Source organism: Peribacillus glennii (genome assembly GCF_003429105.1).
In the GTDB taxonomy this organism is placed as follows: domain Bacteria; phylum Bacillota; class Bacilli; order Bacillales; family DSM-1321; genus Peribacillus; species Peribacillus glennii.
The window spans coordinates 12,041-28,650 of sequence record NZ_QVTD01000018.1 but is presented as its reverse complement, the minus strand read 5'-3'; the positions used below and the strand labels follow the sequence as shown (position 1 = coordinate 28,650).

General features: G+C 41.9%; 23 protein-coding genes, 1 tRNA gene and 4 pseudogenes. 10 read left to right on the top strand and 18 right to left on the bottom strand.

Going from position 1 to position 16,610, the window contains the following annotated elements; genetic code table 11:
• Positions 1-28: 28 nt before the first annotated feature.
• The 3 genes from D0466_RS19715 to D0466_RS19705 form a co-directional block, all read right to left on the bottom strand.
• Entirely contained in the window at positions 29-361 is a 333-nt protein-coding gene (locus D0466_RS19715; protein ID WP_117324230.1) for a DMT family transporter, read from the bottom strand.
• Between the two features lie 148 nt (positions 362-509).
• Positions 510-668 (bottom strand): hypothetical protein, encoded by a 159-nt coding sequence (locus tag D0466_RS23130; protein WP_233522734.1) that lies wholly within the window; start codon positions 666-668, stop codon positions 510-512.
• A 187-nt stretch (positions 669-855) separates the two neighbouring features.
• Positions 856-1,323 (bottom strand): MarR family winged helix-turn-helix transcriptional regulator, encoded by a 468-nt coding sequence (locus D0466_RS19705; RefSeq protein WP_117324229.1) that lies wholly within the window; start codon positions 1,321-1,323, stop codon positions 856-858.
• Between the two features lie 153 nt (positions 1,324-1,476).
• On the opposite strand from D0466_RS19705, the gene D0466_RS19700 reads away from it, so the two are divergent.
• Complete coding sequence (locus D0466_RS19700; RefSeq protein ID WP_199484594.1) at positions 1,477-2,052, top strand: YtxH domain-containing protein; 576 nt, start codon at positions 1,477-1,479, stop codon at positions 2,050-2,052.
• Positions 2,053-2,320: 268 nt separating this feature from the next.
• Positions 2,321-2,596 (top strand): YqhV family protein, encoded by a 276-nt coding sequence (locus tag D0466_RS19695; protein ID WP_199484593.1) that lies wholly within the window; start codon positions 2,321-2,323, stop codon positions 2,594-2,596.
• An 89-nt stretch (positions 2,597-2,685) separates the two neighbouring features.
• Here the strand turns inward: D0466_RS19695 and D0466_RS23125 are convergent.
• Positions 2,686-3,202: pseudogene (locus D0466_RS23125) on the bottom strand (ABC transporter substrate-binding protein); the annotation flags it as partial.
• A gap of 166 nt (positions 3,203-3,368) precedes the next feature.
• Between D0466_RS23125 and D0466_RS19680 the strand changes: the two are divergent.
• Entirely contained in the window at positions 3,369-4,406 is a 1,038-nt protein-coding gene (locus D0466_RS19680) for an STAS domain-containing protein (RefSeq protein WP_117324226.1), read from the top strand.
• A gap of 65 nt (positions 4,407-4,471) precedes the next feature.
• On the opposite strand, the gene trhO is transcribed toward D0466_RS19680, so the two are convergent.
• Positions 4,472-5,437, bottom strand: coding sequence for an oxygen-dependent tRNA uridine(34) hydroxylase TrhO (gene trhO, locus D0466_RS19675; protein WP_117324225.1), 966 nt, complete (start codon positions 5,435-5,437; stop codon positions 4,472-4,474).
• Between the two features lie 210 nt (positions 5,438-5,647).
• Positions 5,648-6,532 (bottom strand): diacylglycerol/lipid kinase family protein, encoded by an 885-nt coding sequence (locus D0466_RS19665; RefSeq protein ID WP_117324223.1) that lies wholly within the window; start codon positions 6,530-6,532, stop codon positions 5,648-5,650.
• A 213-nt stretch (positions 6,533-6,745) separates the two neighbouring features.
• Between D0466_RS19665 and yhfH (D0466_RS19660) the strand changes: the two genes are divergently transcribed.
• From yhfH (D0466_RS19660) to D0466_RS19640, 5 genes are all read left to right on the top strand, one after another.
• Positions 6,746-6,883, top strand: coding sequence for a protein YhfH (gene yhfH, locus D0466_RS19660; protein WP_117324222.1), 138 nt, complete (start codon positions 6,746-6,748; stop codon positions 6,881-6,883).
• Between the two features lie 71 nt (positions 6,884-6,954).
• A complete protein-coding gene (gene yhfH / locus D0466_RS19655; RefSeq protein ID WP_117324221.1) occupies positions 6,955-7,092 on the top strand; it encodes a protein YhfH in 138 nt (45 codons plus the stop codon).
• Positions 7,093-7,168: 76 nt separating this feature from the next.
• The gene (gene yhfH / locus D0466_RS19650; RefSeq protein ID WP_117324220.1) at positions 7,169-7,306 is read left to right on the top strand and encodes a protein YhfH; all 138 of its coding nucleotides are present in this window, start codon (positions 7,169-7,171) and stop codon (positions 7,304-7,306) included.
• A gap of 301 nt (positions 7,307-7,607) precedes the next feature.
• Positions 7,608-7,862, top strand: coding sequence for an alpha/beta-type small acid-soluble spore protein (locus D0466_RS19645; RefSeq protein ID WP_117324219.1), 255 nt, complete (start codon positions 7,608-7,610; stop codon positions 7,860-7,862).
• 163 nt (positions 7,863-8,025) lie between these two features.
• Positions 8,026-8,634, top strand: a complete 609-nt coding sequence (locus D0466_RS19640) for a DedA family protein (protein ID WP_117324218.1) — start codon at positions 8,026-8,028, stop codon at positions 8,632-8,634.
• Between the two features lie 109 nt (positions 8,635-8,743).
• Here the strand turns inward: D0466_RS19640 and D0466_RS22365 are convergent, their stop codons facing one another.
• The 4 genes and pseudogenes from D0466_RS22365 to D0466_RS23710 form a co-directional block, all read right to left on the bottom strand.
• Complete coding sequence (locus tag D0466_RS22365) at positions 8,744-8,899, bottom strand: hypothetical protein (RefSeq protein WP_158555967.1); 156 nt, start codon at positions 8,897-8,899, stop codon at positions 8,744-8,746.
• Between the two features lie 100 nt (positions 8,900-8,999).
• Complete coding sequence (locus D0466_RS23720) at positions 9,000-9,290, bottom strand: hypothetical protein (RefSeq protein ID WP_407675654.1); 291 nt, start codon at positions 9,288-9,290, stop codon at positions 9,000-9,002.
• 21 nt (positions 9,291-9,311) lie between these two features.
• Complete coding sequence (locus D0466_RS23715) at positions 9,312-9,533, bottom strand: hypothetical protein (RefSeq protein WP_407675653.1); 222 nt, start codon at positions 9,531-9,533, stop codon at positions 9,312-9,314.
• Positions 9,529-9,840 (bottom strand): annotated as a pseudogene (locus D0466_RS23710) (alkaline phosphatase); the annotation flags it as partial. The pseudogene D0466_RS23710 and the gene D0466_RS23715, both read right to left, overlap by 5 nt.
• A gap of 238 nt (positions 9,841-10,078) precedes the next feature.
• Between D0466_RS23710 and D0466_RS19630 the strand changes: the two are divergent.
• Entirely contained in the window at positions 10,079-10,273 is a 195-nt protein-coding gene (locus D0466_RS19630) for a hypothetical protein (RefSeq protein WP_117324217.1), read from the top strand.
• A gap of 58 nt (positions 10,274-10,331) precedes the next feature.
• Here D0466_RS19630 and D0466_RS19625 read toward each other — a convergent pair whose 3' ends face one another.
• The 5 genes from D0466_RS19625 to ypfJ form a co-directional block, all read right to left on the bottom strand.
• Positions 10,332-10,706: a hypothetical protein gene (locus tag D0466_RS19625; protein ID WP_117324216.1), complete on the bottom strand. Its 375-nt coding sequence runs from the start codon at positions 10,704-10,706 to the stop codon at positions 10,332-10,334.
• Between the two features lie 313 nt (positions 10,707-11,019).
• Entirely contained in the window at positions 11,020-11,220 is a 201-nt protein-coding gene (locus D0466_RS19620) for a hypothetical protein (protein WP_117324215.1), read from the bottom strand.
• Positions 11,221-11,437: 217 nt separating this feature from the next.
• On the bottom strand, positions 11,438-11,734 hold the full coding sequence (locus tag D0466_RS19615; RefSeq protein ID WP_407675656.1) for an acyl-CoA thioesterase: 297 nt from the start codon (positions 11,732-11,734) through the stop codon (positions 11,438-11,440).
• Between the two features lie 223 nt (positions 11,735-11,957).
• The gene (locus D0466_RS19605; protein ID WP_117324213.1) at positions 11,958-12,566 is read right to left on the bottom strand and encodes a LysE family translocator; all 609 of its coding nucleotides are present in this window, start codon (positions 12,564-12,566) and stop codon (positions 11,958-11,960) included.
• A 419-nt stretch (positions 12,567-12,985) separates the two neighbouring features.
• Entirely contained in the window at positions 12,986-13,834 is an 849-nt protein-coding gene (gene ypfJ, locus D0466_RS19600) for a KPN_02809 family neutral zinc metallopeptidase (protein ID WP_117324212.1), read from the bottom strand.
• Between the two features lie 199 nt (positions 13,835-14,033).
• On the opposite strand from ypfJ, the gene D0466_RS19595 reads away from it, so the two are divergent.
• Positions 14,034-14,116 (top strand) — tRNA-Leu (locus tag D0466_RS19595).
• A gap of 405 nt (positions 14,117-14,521) precedes the next feature.
• Here the strand turns inward: D0466_RS19595 and D0466_RS19590 are convergent.
• From D0466_RS19590 to D0466_RS23780, 3 genes and pseudogenes are all read right to left on the bottom strand, one after another.
• Positions 14,522-15,781, bottom strand: a complete 1,260-nt coding sequence (locus tag D0466_RS19590) for a cytochrome P450 (protein WP_117324211.1) — start codon at positions 15,779-15,781, stop codon at positions 14,522-14,524.
• A gap of 216 nt (positions 15,782-15,997) precedes the next feature.
• Positions 15,998-16,338: pseudogene (locus tag D0466_RS19585) on the bottom strand (ATP synthase subunit I).
• Positions 16,313-16,559, bottom strand: a pseudogene (locus tag D0466_RS23780) (2-thiouracil desulfurase family protein); the annotation flags it as partial. The pseudogenes D0466_RS23780 and D0466_RS19585, both read right to left, overlap by 26 nt.
• Between the last annotated feature and the right edge of the window lie 51 nt (positions 16,560-16,610).

Below are 16,610 nucleotides of genomic sequence, written 5' to 3'. Positions count from 1 at the left end.
CCCGAAACATCCATCGGGCCTTTTTCATTTAATGTGTATCGACAGGAGATTTCAAGTTTAAAAGAATCACACCGCCAATAATCAAGAGAATTCCCAGTACAGTATATATGCTGATCTGTTCTTTCCATATTACAACACCGATGGCCGCTGTTATAGCTGTTCCGACCCCCGACCAAATGGCGTAAGCAATGCTTAACGGGATGAACTGCAGGGAAAGCGACAGACAATAGAAAGATAAACCGAACCCTATTATCACTCCTATGCCCGGCAGGGGCTTTGTGAAGCCTTCCGTTGCTTTGAGCATGGACGTCCCAAAAAGCTCCGCAGCTATTGCAACAGCCAGCAGAAGATATGCCTTCATAGTAATTCCTCCTTTCCTTCCTTTGCCATAGTCAGATTACATTTTATCAATGAATATAATAATAAAGAGACTTAGGTTGCGGCAGTACTCACGCAGCCATTCTGAACAAACACCTTTTGCATTTTATGGTTGGTTTGCTCTGTGCTACCTACATAAATTCCTGCACCCATCCTTTTAACAACATCAAGCAATCCATATGTATTTCTGCACTTTTCCCTTTCCCTCTTTCTTCAGGCATCAGCCCAAAGTAAAAGAGCCTCCCTTCACTGTCTGTACCGGGTTCTATATGTGGAATTGCAATTCCCACTGGTTTGACATTTTCATATACAGCGAAACAAGAATTTCTCCAGGCAGCTCCAAGCTAAGACTTGACCGATTGCATGTGCTCCTCCATTGAAAGGTTAGATAACGCATTGGCAGACCCGGACCTGCGTTTCCTCCAAAGCTCTTTTGGAGTCGCTATATCAAGAGCTGGATGGCGTCTAATACCGCGTTCACGCTTTCCCCTCCTGTATTCTTTTGTTCATATCAATTAAAATGTTTGAAAGCTTCTCATATGTCCCGATAAAAGACTGAATTTCTTCATCGTCAAAACTTGTGATCAAGGATTCCACATGTTTATTGATTTTTTGTTCTGTCTGTAAAAACAACTGGTTGCCGTATTCTGTCAGGGCCAGATAAACAACCCTGCGGTCCCTTTTATCCCGCGTCCTCTCTATCAGCCCCTTGTCTACCAGCCTGGCAATAATGGCCGTAATTGCACTTTTATTTACGTTAAAGGCCTTAGCCAGGTCTGTAGAGGTGCACTTTCCCCTTTGCCTGATAAAACGGAGCGTATAATGCTGGTCATTTGTTAAATCCTCATTGATTTGTTCTTTAATCAGCGATTCTCCCATTTTGCTTACATAAAAAGAGACCCATAAGTAACGGTCAATCAAGTCCTGTATTTTGCCGCTCGCCATTCTCCCACCCCCAAAAGGTTACACTGTTAAACTATTAATGTATTTAACTATAGGGAATAGTTTCCTGTCAAGAAAAGTTGAAGTTTGAGAGCTCATTAAAGCGGGAAAAACACGGATAAGCTAAGAAATCATAATAAAGAGGAGGAATTTTTGATGGAAACGCAAATGATGGGAAATAGTCACACAATGGCTGATACTCACACGATGGCTGATACTCAAAACAACAGCAAACTGTTAAAAGGCATTATTCTGGGGGGAATCATCGGCGGAGCTATTACGCTTTTGGATTCTTCTACCCGAAATAAAGTAAAAACCAAGGCAGTTGACCTGAAGGATACCTCCATGGATATGTTTACGCAGGTAAAAGAAAATCCGACGGAAATGAAGGATCAAATGGTACAAAGATTCAAGGAGGCATCTGACACCTTAAAAGAAGCCATTAACGAAGCACAAAAAATTTACCAGACAGTTAATGAAGACGTATTTGGCAAAGTGAATGAAGTGAAAGAGTTATCTTCTGATGCCTTGAACATTGCAAAAGACGCCACAGGCGGCATTAAGGAAGTCGGTTCAAAAGTAGCCGAAGCGGGGACAAAGCTCACTAACTCAACTTCAGACACTACCTCACACACAATGTCAGGCCAAACATCCCGGAATACCGGCGTCGACCCATCAAATATCAAGTCTGTCAGCGTGAATACGTCAGGCAGCCAAAGTTCCAATTATTAATACAATAACCGCCTGAGATACACCGGTCTCACTTAGAGGCTGGTGTATTTTGTTTTGCCGTACCAAGTTTGTTGCGAAGATCAATATTTAGTTGTAAAATTTTTAGGTTTGTTATGAAAACAACTCTTGGTTGCGAAACTGTGTGTAGTCTGAAATTTGTACAGCCTGAAAGAACCTCCATTACCTTCCGGCAGGAAATTTTTTAAACTCGTCCTGTTTACGCGACTTGCTGCATAAAATGGGGTGAAGATGTTTCCAGGAGGTCATTATGTTTACAGTGATAGAAAAGGCAGTATTAATTATGGCATTGTTGCGTTTGCTTTCCGGCAGTATTGAAGTCTTTGCCGGATTCTTGATGCTCAGGATGAACGATATCGAAAAAGCTCTCATCATTAACAGCTCACTGGCCCTTGTAGGCCCTATCATCCTTATTACTACAACAACAGTGGGGCTTTTTGGAGTTTCGGAAAAACTATCATTCTTTAAAATTGCATGCATCTTCTCAGGTGTCGCCCTTATCCTGATCGGGATTAAGAGCAAATGAAGAAAGTTCATGGGAAGAGGGTAAGGAATCAACTTTAAACGGGAAAAAACGGCCAGAACAATTGCAGCCACCTGTCCCAACCGTTTCACTTATTTCGTATGCATTTTAAATTCAAGAAAAAGTTCGTTATAATTCGCCAGATTTTTCTTGCCAAGGTTTCATAAACCTCAAGCTTTTCTGTCATTTCCGGTGTTGGATAGAAGCGTGTATCTTTTACAGTTTCTTCAGGCAAATAATCCAGCGCCGATTTATTTTGGGGTGGAATGGCAAACATACTCCGTGATTTGAGCGGCCACTTTAGAATCAAGCATGAAATTGATGAACCCATGCGCTGCACCGACATACTTAGCCATTTTCGGGATGAACCATCTTATAAAACCACAGATTGGAGTCCTCCTTGGGAACTAAAAATTCCAACTCGCCATTTTCCCCTATTCTCTCATCGGCTGTGCCGGACCAAACCAGGCCGATGGATGCCTCGCCATTTTCCAGAAGCCTGCGGATCTCATCACCTGTGATTTTTTTCACGTTGGTTGTTAGGCCATCAAGCCTCCTCTTGGCCTCCTGCAGATGATCCTTGTTTACATCATTTAACGAATATCCTAAAATTGTTATTTCCAGAAAACTAAAATAAATCTATTAATTCTAAAATTTTGTAGATGAAATCGCGTTTATGCATTATGTATCATAGTAATGGTAAAATAAACATGACTCTAATAAAACTGCCAGTACATAACTATGAGACCAGAACTAAAGGAGAGTAAACAGAAGCATGGATAACCGTGAAGAAACTGTAAACACGCAAAATATAACGATTGGCGGCCTGGATTTTTCGTGGAATCTGGAAAAAGGAACGTTCCAATACGAAAATACGGATGCCGTGCTATTTTGGATTACCAGTGCGATGAAATCTTTTTTTGACACGATTGAAGAGATTTCCGGAGAGAAGGCAGCGAACCTGGTCCTTGAAACAACTGGTTACCGCCAGGGACTGGTAGTCGGGGAATATTTTCAGAACCTAAGCCTGCCCATTCCAGAAGCTTTATCGCTGATTCCCAATACGTATGCTTCAGCCGGCTGGGGAAAGTTCACGGTAACATCACTGGACCCTGATAAAAAAACGGCGGCCATGCAGATTGAAGACAGCTGGGAATCAAAGATCAATAAGGCCCAGGGCAGAACCCAGCACGGCCGGTTTATACCTGGCCATTTCGCTGGATTATTGTCGGGTTTATTCGGCCAGAATATCTGGTACAAACAAGGCAAGGCTTCGCTTGAAAATGACAATACTATTTTCACTTATGAATTCTTCCCTTCAGAGACGACTGTGCAGCAAAATATCCACGACTTGGCCAGAAGTGAGGAGGCTCAACAAATCCGCAAACTGGAACAGATTGTACAAGAACGGACAAGTGAGCTTAATGATCTGGTGAAAGAAATTTCTTCCCCCATCATCCCTGTCCTGGAAGGAATTGTTGTCGTTCCCCTTCTTGGAAAATATGATGAGAACCGGTCAGATGAGCTTATCGAGAAAACGCTGAACAACCTGCCTTCCTATAAGGCTAAATATTTGGTCCTTGACCTGACAGGCCTTGATAAACATATCAGCGAATATACGGTGTCATTTATTAACAAGCTCGCTTCCGCGGCTTCCCTTATCGGAACGGAAACGATACTCGTGGGCATATCTGCAGAGCTGGCAATGACAATCGCCCAAACAAATAATGATCTGTCTAAATATAATTTCTTCAACACCCTTCAACATGGCATTTACTATGCTTTGGCTCAAGAAGGAAGGAAAATCGTATAGCTTTTCTCCATAAAAAAACACCTTTAGCCCCCTGGTTCGGGTCTAAAGGTGTTTTAACGTGTGCATTATACTGTTGCAGATTCTCCAATCTTTGAAAGTCTTTCCGCAACCTGTTCCTCTGTTAGCCCATGCTCGATTACGTATCGGTTTGCTGGATGAACACGGCACTCATGTGAACAGCTTCGCAAATGCTTGTGCTCGTTTTCCTCAGTGCTGAGAATCTTCTTGTTGCAAAAAGGGTTTGCACAGTTTATATATCGTTCACACGGCTCACCGCTGAAGTAATCGCGTCCGACGATCACATGTTCCTTCTTGTTGATTGGGACCGCAATCCTTTCATCGAATACGTACATTTGCCCATCCCAAAGTTCCCCTTGTACTTCAGGGTCTTTTCCGTATGTGGCAATTCCGCCATGAAGCTGGGAAACATCTTCAAAGCCTTCCTTTAAAAGCCAGCCGGAGAACTTTTCACAACGGATTCCGCCTGTACAATAGGTTAAGATCTTTTTACCTTCGAGTATCTCTTTATTTTCACGGACCCACTGCGGCAGATCCCGGAAGTTTTCTACATCGGGCCTGATTGCCCCTCTGAAATGGCCGAGATCATATTCATAGGTATTTCGTGCATCTAGAACGACTGTATCCTCATCCTGCATTTGTTCGAAGAATTCCTTCGGGTCTAAATATTTTCCGGTTACTTCATGCGGGTTAATGTCATCCTCAAGACGAAGAGTGACAAGCTCCGGACGGGCACGCACTTTCATTTTCTTGAAAGCATGTCCATCCGCTTCGTCAATTTTAAAGACCATATCAGAAAAACGTGGATCTTCTTTCATGGCTTTCATATATTGATCAGTCTGCTCTATCGTTCCGGAAACCGTACCATTAATCCCTTCAGAGGCTACCAGGATACGTCCTTTCAATCCTAACTCATTGCAGAATTCGCGATGTTCGTTTGCAAATTCTGCAAAATTCTCAAGAGTAACATAATGATAATAGAGCAATACTCTGTATGGTTTATTTTCTGTCATGTTGATGACCACCTTTGATTTTATATTTGCAAGATATAAAGGATTAGAAGATGGTTCTAGTATTCACTTTTCTCTTACGAACAAACATTATAACATATTTCTTATCATCATGTTGCAAAAAAATTCGCCTCACATGCCAATATTACAATCACCTGCCAAAAAAAAGCTGCCTTCCCTATTATCAGGAAAAACAGCTTCCCATTCCGAAAATTAGTCCGGGACAAATACACGCAAATGCTGCTTTAATACCCGGGCAGTAAATGGGAGGGGTTCCCCTTCGTCCCCGTCAATATTCGCGACCAGGTCCTCTGTGGCCGAAACCTTTATCGTGGATGAACAAATATATTCCACCTGTTCATGTTCCTGCAGCTCACCTGTTAAGAGCATGGGAATAATTTTCATAATTTGCGTTAAAGAAAAATCTTTCATGACAAATGTATGGATTTTTCCATCACCCACCCGGGCATCAGGAGCAAGTGCTTCAAAGCCTCCTACAGAATTGGTCAGTGCCGAGACTATAAGATAGGCTTTTCCGACCCACTTTCCTCCGTCGTGTTCCACGGTGAGTTTAAACGGTGTCTTACTGATGATGGTTTTTATTCCTTCTAAAAAGTAGGCAAAGGAGCCTAGCATTGTTTTCTGCTGTGGAGAGACAGCATAAGTTGCTTCGGCTATTGCACCTGCAGCCAGAACATTCATAAAATAGCGGTCATTGATTTTACCGATATCAACCGGTATGGTGTGCCGGCTCGATAGTATTTCCAACGCTCGTTCAGGCTCTAACGGGATTTTCAATGCCCTTGCAAAATCATTCACTGTCCCCATCGGTATGATTCCAAGATGTGGGCGGTGTGCTTGTTCCGCCATCCCGTTTATCGTTTCACTGATGGTACCGTCTCCCCCTATTGAAAGGACTGCATCATAGCCTAATGCGCAAGCCTCCCTGGCGAACTCTGCAGCATCCCCCTCTTTTTCTGTTTCCCGAACAGGAACGTCATCGTACAAATTGCGTGCAATTTGAAGGAGCCCTGGAAGAATTCCCAGTGCCCTTTCCTTTCCTGAAGATGGATTTATTATAATCATGGCTTTTGTCACGTTAAATTCCCCCATACTAATATGCAATTACGTTTTATTACAGGCAAATACCCTGTTTATGCCGGATCTTAAACAAAACCAGGAATGGAGAAAATTTTTTAATAATTTTTATATTTTTCTGATTTTTACCTATACATTTTCTGCGATCGGGTATATACTGTATTATAACAAGTAAACGAAACATAAACTGTATTATAAAAAGGAGGATAAACCATGCAAATCATCAGTCCGGTAGAATTTTTTAGGAGCCTGCCACCAAAGCTATGTACGGAATGCGGGGACAGCATCGTAGAACAGGCAGAATCTTACTTGATGGAATGTGATCGCTGCTTATCCAAAAAAGATGAATAATTTTTATGTGTACACTGTACTATAACATATAGTTTTAAATAATTGTGTAATATAATAAGGAGGAAAATGATATGCAAATGATTAGCCCAGTTCAGTTTTTTAAGAGCTTGCCACCGAAACAATGTACGGAATGCGGAGATAACATCGTGGAACAGGCGGAATCTTACTTATTGGAATGCGACCGCTGTCTTTCTAAAAAGGATGAATAGCATCACTGCGCACTTTCTGTCATATAACAACGAACAAATAAACTAAACTGTATTGTAATTAAAGGAGGAAAATGATATGCAAATGATCAGTCCAGTTGAATTCTTCAGGAGTTTGCCGCCGAAACAATGTACAGAATGCGGGGACAGCATCGTGGAACAAGCGGAATCTTATTTAATGGAATGTGACCGCTGCCTTTCAAAAATAGATGAATAGTGACAAAAAAACGGCCAGCTGAAGCTGGCCATTTTTTTTTGCGGAAACTTCCCTATCTTGCAAAGAGCAAAACCACAATAAGTGATCCAGGTCTCTTGTCTTTGTCAGATCGTCCCTGTTGCTCACTGCGTTCATTCAATAATACAGCGCAAATCAAACTAATTTAATTACAGCCTTGTTGCCCCACTTTATCCGGTTCCCAAAAGGGATGGAAGACAAATTTTATTACTTGCCGTACCCGGCCCCCTGTATGCATTTTTTCATGTCACTTATCTAAGACTAATGTTAAGGAGGGAGTAAAATGGCAAGACGAAGAAATAGAATCCTTGTTCCCGAAGCAAGAAATGCGTTAGATCAACTGAAAGCGAAAGTTGCCAACGTGCAAAACCCGGAAAACGCCAAATTCGAGGCTGCCGAAGAAGCAGGTGTCCCGTTAAAGGAAGGCTATAACGGGCATCTCACACCCCGCCAGGCAGGAAAGGTCGGCGGCAGATTGGGAGGCGACATGGTAAAGGAACTTATCAGAATGGCCCAGGAAAGCTTAAATAAAAAGTAATAGCCAAAAACACCTCATGGATTGTACCCAACCAGTATGATTCTGCAGGTGTTTTTTACATTCAGCACAAATGGATATCAACGGACATGGTTAGATTTTTTTGACGCGGGACTTTGATATAATTAAGATGATCATAATTAGAACACAAATTTCGGAGGTAAACATGCAAAATTGGATTACGGACTTTATGGAACAATTTGGGTATTTGGGCATTTTTTTAATGATTGCGCTGGAGAACGTGTTCCCCCCTATCCCTTCTGAAGTAATTCTCCCTTTTGGGGGATTCATGACTACCTATTCGGATCTCACCGTTCCGGGAGTCATCGCAGCAGCAACAGCCGGGTCTGTCGTCGGTGCGATTGTATTGTATGGAATTGGCCTTCTCCTTGATGTGGAAAGACTGGAGAAAATCGTGGACCGTTGGGGCCATATCCTGCGGATAACAAAAAAGGACATCCATAAAGCGGATGCCTGGTTTGACAAATATGGATACTGGACCGTGCTTTTTTGCCGGATGATCCCGCTCATCAGAAGCCTTATTTCCATTCCCGCGGGGATGTCAAATATGAAATTCCTGCTCTTTCTCCTTTTTACCACGATCGGGACGCTAATATGGAATATCATCCTCGTAAGCGTCGGTGCCGCTCTGGGTGAATCATGGGAAGACATTACCCACTTTATGGACATTTACTCAAATATCGCCTATGCCCTAATTGGAATCGGCATTATTGTGTTTGTTGTGTTATTTATCCGCAAAAAAAGAAAGTCTTAACCTGTAGAACCTTTTAATCAATCGTTTGATTAATAAGCAACGATTTTAATCAAACGATTGACTAACAACGGGTTTTATTTTCATTGAAAAATCTAAGTTAATAGCGTTTTCATTCATATTCCGTAATATCTGAGTCAATTTGTTGCCCGTATCTCCCGCGCGGGTCGGGTGTACCATGGCTTTGGCCGCGATTGTTCCCCTTTTCATGTCCTGTAGCTTGTTGATTTCTTTGTGTTTCCTCTAAAAACTTCTCATCCTTACCCATGATGAATCACCTCCATTTTCGTTAATATATGGAGGCCGATAAAAATTATTCTCGAGAAAAGAAGCCCTCTGCCGATTTGACAGAGGACTTTGTAATGAGATTATTTTACTATTTTCAATACACTTTCGTTAATATGGAATTCTTTTCCATTGCATACATGGATTCCCTTCACTTCTTTGTGTGTCAAAGATTTGCTTGATTTTTGGATGACAATGTTCTTATTCGCTGGAAGTTCAATGCGTTGGCTTTCTTTTTCAGCCAGGAATACAGGGTTGTTAGCGTCCGTTACATCAATTGTCGTCTTGAATCCTTTTTTCACGAATGCGTCTTTCGCATTGATATAAAGCTTATTTGTCATTTGTCCTAAATCAAAGCTCATGAATTTCGCCATTTTTTAGGAAGATCCGTGTTTTCAACTAAACCAAACGGTCTTTGCGGTCCAAAAGAATATAGGAATATGTCTTCCCCAGTGATCCCCCGTTGTAAAACCGAGGTTTGCACGGTTTGCAAGCATTTTAACCATATCAGCTTGAAGCTTGGCAGGCTCTAGGTTCGCAAATTCTTTTAATTTCGCTTCTTCTTCTGCTGTTAAGTCATCCAATCCATAAAGGCCTGCCACCTCTTTAAGCAACATATTTATCGTTCGATTTGTTCCCTGTAGCCAGGGCGGTTGCCGCCGGTGCTGAATCTGTGATCGCTGATTCAGCAGAATACGTTCTATCTCCGCCAGCCATCATCTGGTCCATCGAAAGATTTCCGCCTTTATACCATCTGGCAATGGTTGTAGCACCTGCGCTTGTTCCATCCATAACCATCATGATGACGTTTGTAGGCTGTTTCTTCTTATCATCAGCTTTGGCCTCTTCTTTCTGTCCAGCAAAACCTAACTATGAAATAGCTAATGCGCCGGCAAGAGTAATCCCAGCAATTTTTATACCCATTTTGCTCAATGTCTTTCCCCTCCAATTATTATTTGAACTATCAACAACTATAAGAAAAGATATTAAGCTACTATTTTAGTGATGTAAAAAGAAGTTTATAATGTTACAAATTTGCGAAGGGATTTGAGGCTTAAGGCATTAATTTTTTTTTAAAAAACATACTAAAAAAGGGTGGAATTCCTGTTCAATCTTGTTATAATGGATAAAGCTTTGATGACAATATAAAAAGGTGGGTAATATGGGGAACTCTTCTTGTAGGTATGTTATTAACGCTGTTGGAAAAGGTGGAGAAACATACTATACCCAATGCCAGGATAAACAAGAGCTTAAGGCATGGATTACGGACCATGAGGAACGAATTGTAATGAATGAGTTAAAGATTACCGATAAAAATAAGCATCCATTGTTAAAGCTGTTTTCATTAAAACGATAACCTAATTTCACCCAGACGCCATTTTTCTACGATGGCGTCTTTTTAATACTTCGCCGCATTATTTGTTCCTTTCTAAAACCTTCTCTTCAATCTCACTCCAGGAAAGGCCCATGTGGGCCGGCATGGCTACAAACAATCCAAAAAAGTCATGAAACCACTCTTTGTTTTGATTTCTTGTAGCGAGCACTTTATTCAGTTGCTGGAACTGACTGACCAGTGTTTCGGCCAGTTGCGGGCGTGCGGGCAAATAGAGCATCATGGGAGTATAATCCAGCTTGATCCCGATCTTTAGCACTAAATCCAGCGCATGGCTGTATGATTCAACTTCTTTTTCCGTATACACACCAGGAAGCTTTTGGCGCAATTGGCTTATGAGAGTTTCTGCATCTGGCAGAATTGAAGCATCTAATGATTTAATCATTTTTTCGTACATGAACTTGCCCCGCCTTTGACGTAAATATTTTTTCTTGAAATTCAACACAGATCTATCTTTTCCATTTGTTATCCTGTTTTAACAAGTTTTTCTTCAACTTTTTAAAAATTGTTCATAAAAAAGAGGCTGACCCCTTTGCTGTCCAGTAAGCCCCTCAGAGATCCTTTAAACTTTAAACTGCCTTGCGTAATTCTTAAGTTCTGGCATGTCATATGCATTTTGCTCACTGGTTGAGATTTACCTAGTTATTTTTTTGCTAATAAGTATGAATATGACAATCTCAGGTAACAAATTGTAGTGAACACTTTACAACCTAAAAATGACTTATTAGAGAACTAGCCGTTATGGTATAAAAAAGAGCAATGCAGATTTTAAACCGATTCCATTGCACGCAAAATCTTTTCCTTGGTGTATCTGCATAAAGCTTATATGTTTCAATAAATTCCATTTTCTTTTCCATTTCCCATTGCTTGAATTTCACCATTTCCTCTAGAGCAAAATCATTTGTATCCATTCAGACCGCCTCCCTTGTTCTTAATGTAACTTTACGCCATTAAGCAACAAGAACACATTCATCGCAGGTTTGATTTTATCTGCTACTTTTGGATGAGACCGAATTGGGAGAGGTGTGAGAAGTGATGTGGATTGGAAATCCTCAGTAAAAAGGATCCGATAGGAATAGCCTCTCATTACCGAAAAGCACGAAAAAGGCAGCCATTGCGACTGCCCTTCTAGCCCGCAAATTCACCTTTCTCAAACTTTTCGATCCGCTCGCGAATAAAAACGGGTACTGGCATCGAAGACTCGGTATGCGGATTATAACTGACATATATAATCTCTGCCAAAAGCAGGGGGTCGGTATCCCCTTCCCTTGTAATCATAAAACCCATCGTCATGCTTGTATTGCCGATCTTACCCATTTTGCACCAAATGGATAACCAGTCGCCTAAACGGGCAGGGCTTTTGTATTCAAGAATGGTTTTTGCCAGAACAAAATCAAATTGCCCACTCCTCGCAAGTTCACCAATATCCAGCTTTAACCCACCTGGAAATATTATGAAACTGCCACATCTAAATACGTTAAATAGTGCGCATTGAAAACAATTTTTTGCCCATCGATTTCCGAATAACGGACTTTAAGGCGATGGGAAAAATGATATCCGTCCACCATGTTGTGGTCCGCCCTCTCCGCTTTTTTTTACAGGCCATTAATTTCTTGCCGGCAAATTTTTTGCCATATGATTTAAAAAATTATTTTTGCTGAAACACCATATGTATTCCCAAGCCCAAGTAAACAAACCCGACAACCTTACCCTGCCAGCGGGACAATGTCTGGTTTTTGGTCAGCCACTGGCTCATGGAACCGGCTATAAAGGCGATAAGTGTGGTATACAGCATACTTAATGCAACAAATGTTAGACCCAAAATCAATAGTTGCGTCACGACTGAACCTTCTTCAGGACGCACAAATTGGGGGAGGAAGGAAAGAAAGAACAATGCCGTCTTCGGATTCAGCACTTCAGTCACAACCGCCTGGCTGAAAGACCGGCCAGAATTGGCAGGGTTCACGGATGGCAAAGCGATTCCCTTCGATTTTTCTAAAAATGCCCGGATGCCAAGGTAAAATAGATAGGCTGCCCCCAAATACTTTACTGCCTCAAAAGCGAGTGCGGATGTCATTAAAATAGCTGAAAGGCCAAGAACAAGGGCCATCGTGTGAATCAAATCCCCAACAGCAATGCCCAGCCCTGTAAAAATTCCATTCCTTCTTCCTCCGCTCACACTTTGAGCCAGTGTCAGCATCACAGCCGGCCCCGGTATGAGGAATAAGGTCAAAACAACTAACACAAACGCAATCATTTTTGTCCTCCTGATATATCAATTTTCTATTCACTAAAGAAGGATAGCCATATTTTAGGAATATTTCGTTATTTTCCTAAATAATAGCATATAGAATCGCGTTTGAGATTTAAAATGCGGATTTTTGCCAAACCATGAACCCTGTCGCTTCTCCTCAGTGCTAAAATTATATAAAGAATAATGCCATCAGATGTAGAAATAACGTTTAAACGAAAGTTTAGGATTAATTTCAACGAACATTTCAATGATTAATTGAATGACCTTCTTCTTTTATCTTTACTGTTAAAACAACAATATTATTTAATAAGCCTTTTCGGGATAAAAAAAGGCCCCAGTGCCTCAAAAGCCCTGGAGACCTATCCCATCTTCACTCTTTTGTAGATGAGTCTTATAAAACTTAAGTGAAATACTTATTTCTCTTAAAGATTCCTTGCATTAAAGGTATCGCCGCCTTTTATGTTACCGGTTTGGAACCCTTTGTAAAACCAACTCTTTCGCTGTTCGGACGTCCCGTGTGTGAAACTATCCGGTACAACATACCCTTGAGACTTCTTTTGGATATTGTCATCACCGACAGCATGCGCTGCATTCATGGCTTCCTCAAGATCACCTTCTTCAAGCAGATCCATCCCTTTAGCATGATGGGCCCAAACGCCGGCTAAATAGTCAGCCTGTAATTCAAAGCGCACCTGATACTTATTATATTCCGTTTCACTCAACCTTTGGCGGTAAGATGCAAGCTTGTCAGTTGTTCCCAAAAGCGTCTGCACATGGTGGCCCACTTCGTGAGCGACTACATAAGCCATTGCAAAATCACCGGACGCATGGAATTTGTCTTGCAGTTCCTGATAAAAACTTAGGTCAATGTAAAGCTTTTGGTCACCCGGACAATAAAATGGCCCCACCGCCGAGCTTGCTGCCCCGCACGCAGACTGAACACTTCCTGAAAATAAAACCAGAGTCGGTTCCTTATATTCTCCCAGGCCTTCCTTGCGAAATTGCTCATTCCATACCTTCTCCGTATCGGCAAGAACGACAGAAACAAATTGCGCGAGTTCCTTTTCCTGCTCGGTTTCTTCATAAGGGGCGGGGTTATTGGAACCTGGATTTTGCATGTTGCCCAGCAAATCTCCCGGATTTCCGCCCAGCAACGTAAAAATAAGGACAATCACTAATCCAAGTCCGCCTCCAACTCCTGCAATTCCCTTACCGCCCATTCCTCTACGGTCCTCTACGTTCGAACTTCCTTGCCTTCCTCTCCATTTCATCCTATTCCCTCCTCGGGCAGCAGTATATGATTTAACAAAGCGTGAATATTTAATAGTGTTATACCCGAAGTTGATAAAGTTAGAACTAGGGAAAAAACGGTACTTGCCATCCGTTTTTTCCTGTTATTGCTGATGAAATCAGGATTGTTTTTAATATACATCTGTGTTATAATTTTTCGTGACATCGATAATTCTATACGCGGATGTGGCGGAATGGCAGACGCGCTAGATTCAGGTTCTAGTGGGGGAAACCCCGTGGAGGTTCAAGTCCTCTCATCCGCATCACAAGAAAGAGATACAGGCAGCTGGCCTGTATCTCTTTTTTTTTATGTTAGTCACGGCTTAAATTGATGTGACTTATTTTGTCGCTTTAACACAAAGCCACTCTTTATTGGTATTTTCATTAAATTTTTAAAGTATTGAACCTCATACTATTAAAATTGCTCCATTTCTTCATTCGTTTTATAGGATTTCATGTGCCATATCCCTTACATGAATACTTTTTCATCCCCATTGTGAAGCCTTTACCCATTAACAAACCCACCTCTGTTGTGCTTTCACAATTTTGCCAAAGTAAGAACGGAGCTTCGCAAAATAAGTTCCCGACTGGTATCGGGATCATTATCGTGTATTTTAGTCAACAGGCCATATCATTTCTCCATGAATCTGTCGCAAATAAAAAGAAAACTATTCTTTTTGTCTCATATTGCTGATAATAAATCCACTTTCAGGCAATGTCGGCATTTTTGTCAGGCTGTAGCTTAGATCCTGTTCCGGGACTTCATAATCAATCTTGTTCGCGATGAAATCCAGGCTTGCTTTCATGACCTCCACGGTAATCCCCTCGCCCGGACAGCGATGTCCCATGGCAGGATCACCCCCGCCTTGTGGAATGAAATCAAATAAGCTTCCCTTCCATTCTTTAAACCGCTCCGGCCTGAATTCATCCGGCCTCTCCCAGAGTCTGGAGTCATGATTCGTTCCGTACATATCAAGCAGTACGAGCATCCCTTCTTTAAATTCACATTGATTCCAACTAAAATCCCTTCGTACCCTTGCACCCAGGAAAGGGCCAAACGGGTAATAGCGCCGAACTTCCTGTATAAACCTTTCCAGATCATCGCTATCGCCTGAACACAGCTTCCCTTTCCATTCTGGATTCTCATGCAGGGCCAAAGCCGTAAAGGTTATGAATGTCGCAATCGCAACTATCGGCCGTAATACGTTGATGAGTTCTATGGCAGCCATTTGGGTATCCAGCTGGGTGCCATCGAGCTCTTTGTGAAATGCCATGGCATAAAGTACCGACCCTTCATTTGCCATCAGCTTGCCAGCCCGGACATCTTCAATGACCTCTTTAATCCATTCTTCAGCCCTTCTTCTGGCTCTTCTTCCCTTCCAGTGACGGGGCCCCAGCGCACCAAAGGCATCCACCATGGCACTGAAATCTTTTGCCCGTTCTTTTACTTCTGATTCCTTAAGCGGAACTCCAGCCCAATGGCATGCTACCCGGCATAAAACCATCTGAGCTTCATCAAATAACACAATCCTACCGGCACCTTCCAACTTGGTTGCGGAAGCCTGCCACTGCTCCATAACAAGGTCAGCCAGCCTGTTCTGATGCGATGGCGTCATGAGCGACATAAACAGATGCTTACGGTGCTTATGTGCTTGTCCATCCATCGTCTGGATTGCATTCACTCCAAATAGAGTTTTTTGCACCCTTTTCGGCGCGGCGCCTGTTCGCTGAAACCGTTCTGGATCGTAAAAAACCTTCGCCGCTTCTTCTCCGCTCATGCATATTACCTTTTGCCCCAGCAAGCGCGTTTCGAACAAATCAGACTGATACTTGTCAACCCTGTTCTTGATAAATAAATACCCCTCCTGCATCAGAGCAAGGCTGTTATCAAGACTTTTATCCTCCGGGACTTTTTCGTTGATTGACATAAGCTTTATGCTCCTTTATTCCTAGACATTCCTTTTCCTTAATACACATTTTTTAAGTAAGTAAAAACGAAAAGTATTAACCGATGTAGATATCAACATTACAAATTCCCATATACATAAAGTATGAAACGTAATTTTGTTTTTAAACATATCAGTTAGATTTACACATCAAATAAAAATAGTGCAGCCTCATCGGCTGCACTTCATTATTGATCTTTATTTAGTTTCTCCCTTAGCTTCTTGCATACTGAAGTATCCAAAGTTAAATGTCATGAGGAAACATCCTCCCATTATTTCAGCAGCAAATGCCTCCATAACCATATCGTGTTCAAGTTCGTAGAGGATGATCGCACCTAGAACAGTCGCAGCAAAGCGATTCAGAAAACCTAACGACGGCATCTGTTTCCTGCAACAGGCCGCTCCTCCATTTTCTGAATCCGTCTGCCCAACACCCACATACAATAAACACTTACAAGAACCCAACTTGCTGCAACTGAAAAATGCGGGGAGAAAGGTGTAAATGCCCACCCGCCTGCCAACAAGCACATCGTACCCATTGCCGCCAACTATCTCGGCAGCTTCCCTTGAAGTGGAAAACCACCCTGCACTTCCGGGCACACAGTTAATGCTTATTCTCATTTAATATTTAGCGTATCCTATCATCTAAACAATGTGAACCGTTATACCTTACCTCTAAGCCTGCTAAATAAGAACTTACTAATATCGTTGGTACCACCTCAATATACGGAACATAGCTCCAAGTTTTATTAACTGTCATAATGTTAAATACAACTCGCATTTTACCCTGTTTTGCACTAAAGCATTATGT

What these genes read in the sequence shown, in the direction of transcription:
- D0466_RS23715 (WP_407675653.1), bottom strand. Translation starts at nt 9,533, where the DNA reads ATGTTGCTTAAAGAGGTGGCAGGCCTTTATGGATTGGATGACTTAACA.
- yhfH (WP_117324220.1), top strand. Translation starts at nt 7,169, where the DNA reads ATGCAAATGATCAGTCCAGTTGAATTCTTCAGGAGTTTGCCGCCGAAA.
- D0466_RS19605 (WP_117324213.1), bottom strand. Translation starts at nt 12,566, where the DNA reads ATGATTGCGTTTGTGTTAGTTGTTTTGACCTTATTCCTCATACCGGGG.
- D0466_RS19715 (WP_117324230.1), bottom strand. Translation starts at nt 361, where the DNA reads ATGAAGGCATATCTTCTGCTGGCTGTTGCAATAGCTGCGGAGCTTTTT.
- D0466_RS19705 (WP_117324229.1), bottom strand. Translation starts at nt 1,323, where the DNA reads ATGGCGAGCGGCAAAATACAGGACTTGATTGACCGTTACTTATGGGTC.
- ypfJ (WP_117324212.1), bottom strand. Translation starts at nt 13,834, where the DNA reads ATGAAATGGAGAGGAAGGCAAGGAAGTTCGAACGTAGAGGACCGTAGA.
- D0466_RS19695 (WP_199484593.1), top strand. Translation starts at nt 2,321, where the DNA reads ATGTTTACAGTGATAGAAAAGGCAGTATTAATTATGGCATTGTTGCGT.
- D0466_RS19640 (WP_117324218.1), top strand. Translation starts at nt 8,026, where the DNA reads ATGCAAAATTGGATTACGGACTTTATGGAACAATTTGGGTATTTGGGC.
- D0466_RS19680 (WP_117324226.1), top strand. Translation starts at nt 3,369, where the DNA reads ATGGATAACCGTGAAGAAACTGTAAACACGCAAAATATAACGATTGGC.
- D0466_RS19645 (WP_117324219.1), top strand. Translation starts at nt 7,608, where the DNA reads ATGGCAAGACGAAGAAATAGAATCCTTGTTCCCGAAGCAAGAAATGCG.
- D0466_RS23720 (WP_407675654.1), bottom strand. Translation starts at nt 9,290, where the DNA reads ATGGCGAAATTCATGAGCTTTGATTTAGGACAAATGACAAATAAGCTT.
- D0466_RS19625 (WP_117324216.1), bottom strand. Translation starts at nt 10,706, where the DNA reads ATGTACGAAAAAATGATTAAATCATTAGATGCTTCAATTCTGCCAGAT.
- yhfH (WP_117324222.1), top strand. Translation starts at nt 6,746, where the DNA reads ATGCAAATCATCAGTCCGGTAGAATTTTTTAGGAGCCTGCCACCAAAG.
- D0466_RS19700 (WP_199484594.1), top strand. Translation starts at nt 1,477, where the DNA reads ATGGAAACGCAAATGATGGGAAATAGTCACACAATGGCTGATACTCAC.
- trhO (WP_117324225.1), bottom strand. Translation starts at nt 5,437, where the DNA reads ATGACAGAAAATAAACCATACAGAGTATTGCTCTATTATCATTATGTT.
- D0466_RS22365 (WP_158555967.1), bottom strand. Translation starts at nt 8,899, where the DNA reads ATGGGTAAGGATGAGAAGTTTTTAGAGGAAACACAAAGAAATCAACAA.
- D0466_RS19630 (WP_117324217.1), top strand. Translation starts at nt 10,079, where the DNA reads ATGGGGAACTCTTCTTGTAGGTATGTTATTAACGCTGTTGGAAAAGGT.
- D0466_RS19590 (WP_117324211.1), bottom strand. Translation starts at nt 15,781, where the DNA reads ATGTCAATCAACGAAAAAGTCCCGGAGGATAAAAGTCTTGATAACAGC.
- yhfH (WP_117324221.1), top strand. Translation starts at nt 6,955, where the DNA reads ATGCAAATGATTAGCCCAGTTCAGTTTTTTAAGAGCTTGCCACCGAAA.
- D0466_RS19620 (WP_117324215.1), bottom strand. Translation starts at nt 11,220, where the DNA reads ATGGATACAAATGATTTTGCTCTAGAGGAAATGGTGAAATTCAAGCAA.